Source organism: Microseira wollei NIES-4236 (assembly GCF_020521235.1).
Taxonomy (GTDB): Bacteria; Cyanobacteriota; Cyanobacteriia; order Cyanobacteriales; family Aerosakkonemataceae; genus Microseira; species Microseira wollei.
Map to the genome: position 1 here is coordinate 38562 of NZ_BLAY01000080.1, position 6281 is coordinate 44842.

The 6281-nt window shown below is 45.7% G+C and carries 5 protein-coding genes and 3 pseudogenes; 2 read left to right on the top strand and 6 right to left on the bottom strand.

Annotated features, from left to right (window positions below):
* Positions 1-20 precede the first annotated feature (20 nt).
* Positions 21-806 (bottom strand): ferritin family protein, encoded by a 786-nt coding sequence (locus MiSe_RS24860; RefSeq protein WP_226585795.1) that lies wholly within the window; start codon positions 804-806, stop codon positions 21-23.
* Positions 807-903: 97 nt separating this feature from the next.
* Positions 904-1191, bottom strand: a complete 288-nt coding sequence (locus tag MiSe_RS24865; protein ID WP_226585797.1) for a hypothetical protein — start codon at positions 1189-1191, stop codon at positions 904-906.
* Positions 1192-1974: 783 nt separating this feature from the next.
* Here MiSe_RS24865 and MiSe_RS24870 point away from each other — a divergent pair.
* Positions 1975-2442 (top strand): annotated as a pseudogene (locus tag MiSe_RS24870) (RNA-dependent RNA polymerase family protein); the annotation flags it as partial.
* Here the strand turns inward: MiSe_RS24870 and MiSe_RS51165 are convergent.
* From MiSe_RS51165 to MiSe_RS53970, 4 genes and pseudogenes are all read right to left on the bottom strand, one after another.
* Positions 2435-2569 (bottom strand): QAALIT motif small membrane protein, encoded by a 135-nt coding sequence (locus MiSe_RS51165; RefSeq protein ID WP_264196691.1) that lies wholly within the window; start codon positions 2567-2569, stop codon positions 2435-2437. The pseudogene MiSe_RS24870 and the gene MiSe_RS51165 sit on opposite strands and share 8 nt — an antisense overlap.
* A 212-nt stretch (positions 2570-2781) precedes the next feature.
* A complete protein-coding gene (locus tag MiSe_RS24875) occupies positions 2782-3561 on the bottom strand; it encodes a pentapeptide repeat-containing protein (protein WP_374878274.1) in 780 nt (259 codons plus the stop codon).
* A gap of 214 nt (positions 3562-3775) precedes the next feature.
* Positions 3776-4123, bottom strand: coding sequence for a hypothetical protein (locus tag MiSe_RS24880; RefSeq protein ID WP_226585803.1), 348 nt, complete (start codon positions 4121-4123; stop codon positions 3776-3778).
* 77 nt (positions 4124-4200) lie between these two features.
* A pseudogene (locus MiSe_RS53970) lies at positions 4201-5368 on the bottom strand (NAD(P)/FAD-dependent oxidoreductase).
* A 382-nt stretch (positions 5369-5750) separates the two neighbouring features.
* Here MiSe_RS53970 and MiSe_RS52905 point away from each other — a divergent pair.
* Positions 5751-5938: pseudogene (locus MiSe_RS52905) on the top strand (GlsB/YeaQ/YmgE family stress response membrane protein); the annotation flags it as partial.
* Positions 5939-6281: the final 343 nt, after the last annotated feature.

Consider the following 6281-nt stretch of genomic DNA (forward strand, 5'->3'; position numbering starts at 1 on the left):
CCTATTCGGTAGAAATTGCATCAATCACCCTGTTTTGTCTTCAAAATAGTTGTGCCAACAGAATTATCTAGCTCAATATCTTCAAGGAACATTTCGTTGACGGTTTGTTGACGGTAAATCATCCTCTCCCTCACCCATTCTCTATTGCTTCCCTCCATGTACTTGCCGATGCAGTAGGCAGAATACTCGATGTGCTTCGTCTCGTCGTAGATAAACATGTCGGACATGCGAGTCACCTTGGGCAAATCCGCAGGTGTAGCGTAAGCTTGCAGCACGGGACGTAGCAGCAGTTGCAGAATCAATGCCCGAATCTCCAACAAATTAATCTGGATAATTTCATCCATGACAAGCTGTTCATCCATTATCTCATCGTCAGAAACTGGAGCAATGGGTGGATGTTTGTGGTGATAGTATTCGGGGGATAACGCTTGCAATTGTGCCCGGTAGTCTGCTTCCATTTGTGTGGGGAAGAGTCTATTAACCAGCGCAACGAACATTTTTGAGTGGCGAGATTCGTCGATGGAATGACTGCGAACTAACTGGGAGAACTCCTGGTTTTCCACCTGCCGCGCGAAATCCCAAACATGCCTGGCGCCGTTTCCTTCTTCGGCGGCGTTGAGAATCAGGGAGTTAGCGAACCACTCAGGATTACGGGCGCATTTACGATACAAATTACCGTACCATGCCTTGCCGTGGGGCGGTGGGTTAATCTCGCACGCTTCCCTTAAAACCGTTTTATAATCCTCAGAAATTGGGCAGTTATAACGCCCAAGATAGTCAATTGCTAACTCGCTGACGTTGTTCATAAAACCTCCTGGAAGTGTGGAAATACGACACAAGCAATTTTAGTTGCTATAGGGTGTTGATGCTCCCACCCCTTGAAGGGGTGGGATTATTGGTTTATCAAACTGACTCTGCCGGTATTGGGTCTATCGGATATGCTTTGATTTCAATTACACACCACTTGTATTTCCAACAGGGTGGAGGGGGTGGACAAATACGAATCACACCAATGCGTATTGGGAAATCTATTGTATCATCTGGGCAAATGCGAATTGGGCTAATGCGAACTGGGAATTTACCTGCTGCATCAATCGAGAGATCCGCCGAAATTCCCCCTTTAATTGCCTCGAGTTCTTCCTCACTCAAATCAAATTTAATCGGGCCGTCCTCTAGGTTTTCCAGCTTCATATTTACTTTCCTCGCTACATTTACTAAGTTGGGCGATCGCTATAGAATAAGATAACTAACCCCAGGAAAGCCAAGTTGCCGTTTTGGCAGGTTTTAATTAAAAAATGTTTCGGATTTCACGCAGTCAGTTGTGTTATGGAACCGCTGTTTAATGCTAAAACCAAGAGGATTCAGGACTTACGCCCATATTCCCGGTTTCAACGAAAAATCGTTGGTTTGGCAACCAGAGATTGACGGTCTCACCTTTGTTTCTGGCCTCGGGTATTGTTGAGTTTCGACTTCGGCAATGTAAAATTAAAGAATAGTTTCAGAAATGGGCGCAGCGAAACATTGGCTCGACTCTTCAGGACTGATATAATGTCAGTCCGAAGTGGTGTACGGGAGGGGCGGGTTTATTTATTCCTTGGGTTGTTGTAAGGGCGGGTTTAACGAGAAAAGAAACCGGGTTTCGACCATGATCTCTTTCCTTGCTCAACAATTTTTCACAGAAACCTGGTTTCTTTTGTAAAACCCGCCCCTACTATACACAACCAAAGCGAAGCGACATGATATTACGCTCCAAACTGGTTTTCTCCAAACAGCTAATCTGTCGAATCCAAAATCTAAAATTTCTATGTCTGACCAACCCCAACCCCGCACTCATCAAGAACTATAGGACTTATATCATTTCCGGTTGCATCCCTAGCGTTAGGCTAGCAGGAAAGTAGGTGAGCAGGTGAGCAGGTGGGAGGAAAAAAAAACAGCTCCCACAGACTATATACAACTTATGCAACCGGACATGATATAACTAATATTTTATGCCGTCGTTTGGAGCGGCGTTTATCTCAAATGGCGCAAAATCTCGGATTTGTTTATACCCGCTACGCCGACGATTTAACTTTTTCTGCTTCTGGGGAAAACCTGCGCCATATTTGTAATATTCTGAGGCGTACCGAATCAATTGTTGCCCATGAAGGATTGGCAATCAATGAAGAGAAAACTCGAATTCTTCGCAGTTCGGGACAACAGGAAGTGACGGGGGTAGTTGTTAACGAAAAACCGAATGTTGATAGAAAAATGTTAAAACGCTTTCGCGCTACATTGTATCAAATTGAAAAAGATGGCTTAGAAGGCAAACACTGGGGGCATTCTTCAGATTTAATCGCATCAATTCAGGGTTTTGCTAACTTTGTCGCTATGCTCGCTCCGCAACAAGGTGCTGAATTTCAGCAACGGGTGCGACGAATTCGAGAACAATATAGATCTACTTGAGATTTAAAGTTGCAGCGTGAGGGGAGAACAGATTAAAATCTGTTTGAGTAGCAGTTGGGGAACTGACTCCGAATAAAAGGTTGACCAAGAAAGTTAGGGTGGTGGCTAACAGTAGTTTTTCTAACATTTGTCAACTCCTATAAGGCAGCTAAAGCAGCAAGTAACGACCGATAGCTTTACTATCAATTATCTTTCTGTAATGCTTTGCGATCGCAAGCTTTATAGAAAAGTGACAATAATCTGCCAGTTAGGTGATTATAGTCACAAACAAGCGGCGCTGTTTCTCCATTGTTTGAAAGCGGGGGGTAGCAGAGATTTGCTACCCTCCTATAGGAAACGTTAAAAAGGAGAGCTGAGAAGAAATTGAAGCGCTATACCTGCCACCCCTTGTAGAAAACTGAGAAAATCTCCCTTACCGGGTCGCAGTCTGGCTGTACGAGGAGTTTGAATCCCTTTGATAACTTGTTGGGCTAATTGTTGACCTTCCTGATTTCCTTGGGCGATGTAGAGAGTTTCGGCTTTCTTAGTATCTTCAATTGCGGCGGTGGGATCGCCCAAATGGTAGCGAGCCAAACCGCGACTCAGATAAGCATTCGCCATTTCGGGTTTCATTGTCAAGGCTTGGTTAAAAAGATCGATTGCCCGGTTAAAATTATCTCGCTCGGCTTCTGCCATACCCATGCGGTAGAAGTCTTCAGCCGTACCTGCGTAAGTTGGTACTCCCATCGCACCCAGCATGTTAGCATTCCCTAAGCTGGCACCCGTTAAATTCGCTTCCACCAAGTGGGTGTCTCTCAAATCGGCAGCATTTAAGTTAGCACCACTTAAGTTAGCGCCAGTCAAGTCAGCACCAAACAAACTCGCACCTGTAAGATTAGCACCGCCCAGATCCGCACCCGCCAGGTTGGCACGACTGAGATTGGCACGACTCAAGTTCGCCCCCCTGAGATTAGCACCCGCCAGGTTAGCCATCACTAACCCAGCATTGCTTAAATCGCATCCTTGACATTGCCGGGTGGAAAGCAGCTGTCTGGTATGTTCGGGATTGGCAGCTAAAGCAGGAGTTGCCAAGCTAATGGCAGTTAGCAGGGTGGAACTCGCCAAAATTCTCAGTTTCATATACACCTCACACCCATCGGGATTGGGTACGCTATCAACAAATTCATACAACCAATTTAACGCAAGTTGCTAGTTATAAACTTGGGGGTTGCTAATTGCTAATTGCTAATTGCTAATTGCTAATGGGAGCATTTTTCCTGATTGAGCCATTAGCCTCATGTTTGAGATAACTAGCAACTTGGGTTAATTTATTTTTTTTACCACGGGGGATTAGTTAATTTTCAGATTGAGGATTGTCCTGATTACGAACATTTGTCAGCCTCTGAATTAAAGCGGGTGGCGTGGCTTGACGGAAAGCGCCGCAATAATACATCGTCATTACAGCTTTGAACGCCCAATGGTCTGGCGATACATCGGTGAAGGTTTCGGCTTTATTTTCCACGCCAGCGGCGAGGACTTGTTGTGCCGTTGGCTGCGCTTGTGCCGTGCCCCCCCTTGGTAAGGGGGGGTTGGGGGGGATCGTGCGGGAATTGCAACGCACAAAGGAATTAACATTGCGATCGCAGGAATTATTCGTTTCATAGTCAAGCAGCAAAACCACTGCTATCAGGATATACTTCACACGGACACTTTCTTAACAGTTAGGTTGCGCGCCAGAAGACTGGCAGAACTATCAAGATCGCCATTAGCAATTAGCCATTAGCAATTAGCCACAATCGGCGATAATTGAGCAATTATCGGATCTTGCTGTCTTGCTGCCCAATTGGCAAATCGCTGGGCTAGGGGTGGTACGAATACTAACGGATTGGTAAATCCAGAAAATAAATATAAGCCTTCAACGCCGGGAATTTTACTAACCACGGGGAGGCGATTGTAGCTGAAAGCGACCAAGCAATGATGCCAAGTTCCAGGTTTATTTGCCACCGTTGGCAGCAATTTGCCTATTTGGGCGCGCATGTCGGCTTCGCTTTGGGTTGGGTCAACTTTAGCATGGGGGTCGGCGATCGCGCGACTGATTTGCCCCATGCGGATGCTGCCATCTTGGAATTGAAACACACCGGGGTCTAAAATTGGCGGTACTACCTCGTAACCGGGCAAATTCCACAAAGCATCGTTATCGCTAGCAGCTGCTTCGAGTTGGAAACGTTTTAATTGGGCAGGCATGACGCAGGTGCTAAGTTGCAAGTCAACTGGCGGCGTTTCGATCATTTCTGCGTGGGAGAAATACACCCGGACATTTATGCCAGCGTTTCTCAGCAGCATCCGACTTAAACCACCCGCTATAGACGACGTTTTCGCTGTAATACGTGGCGGTGGGAGTGGTAACGCCAACGATGCGTTGATTTTCGCCCACGAATCCCACTACCCGATCGATTTGCATTTCGCCGCCTGCGCGCATCGCAGCTTGACAGTATGCCAGGGCAGTCATTTCGGGTTGAATGTGACCGTGACGGAGAGTTAGCGCCCCTGCGATCGCGTGCGGATTCAGCAACGGTTCCATTTTACAAGCTTCTGTAACGCTCAGTAACTCAGGCGCGATCGCCAACTGACGATAAGCTGCCGCTACTTGTTCTGGGTCATCATCGGCGTCAATCGTTAAAATTAGGTCTAATTCGCGGAACTGGGTATCCCCGTCTAACTCTTGAGATAAAATGCGGTGTCTTTCGATACCTTCGCTACAAAGTTGCCGCGTCAGTTCGCTTGTACCAGACCAGTAGGCCAAACCGCCATAACTATAGCGCGTAGCGTTTTGGGGTGTGGCGTTTTGTTCTAACAGGAGGACGGAAAAGCCTTTTTTGGTCAGTTCGTAGCCAAGTGCGGCTCCTGTAATGCCGCCACCGATCACAATCCAATCAAAGGTTTGCATGAATTCTTCCCGCGAATAACTAACAGGTCATCCGGCAGAAACTCTTAATATTTCTCTAGCTATTGTAAATTTTAATTTACGTTTTTAATACCCGATAAATTCAAATAATATAGCATAAAATCATAGGGATTTTTAGGGTTATATGCTAAAGTTTAAAACAATATCAATTTGATAAATCAAAAAAATATCTCCAGCAGTCTTGGCAACACAACCTGTCAACCTTGTGGGTGATTCCATCGGGTGCTTAATCAAACTATAATCACGATTATTTATTAAATTTTATCTCGATATATATTAACTTATATCTCGCAAAAGGTGACAGTTAAAGACTGTGCTTGCTATAGTTTAATAGTTAGGAAATGGCGTTTAAAGAGTCAAAGCCATGAATCTGATTGCATGGATTGTTTTAGGTCTATTGGCTGGAGCGTTCGCGCAGCGTGCCGGAGGCATATCGCTAAAGCGATTTATCCCGGATACCAAGGCGGTGGAATTCTTTCCACAATCCTGCTAGGCATTGTAGGAGCTTTTCTCGGTGGAACATTAATGACGCTCTGGCAAAAGGGAACTTTATCAAACATGACGAGACGCACAAAACCCCCGTCATTTATGCGGGGGATGTAGTGTTCGCTTTGACTTTTAAGTCCCGTCAAGTAAATGATAGTATGTCTTAAAAGGGGGTGATAAATATTGCTGACATGCTACGTCTACAAGTTGAGGCAAAACGCGACTCAATCTAGAGTTATGGCAACTTGGGTTGACATGTTGAGGAGCCAATACAATTGGTGCTGTGCGATTCGTTTAACCTAAAGTAGCTGAAAAGCTTACGGGACGGTTAACCCAGTTAATGAGACTGGTGATAACTGGTTACATTTGGAGGTGAGACTCCGTGAGTCAAGTCCTCCCCCTCAAGTGC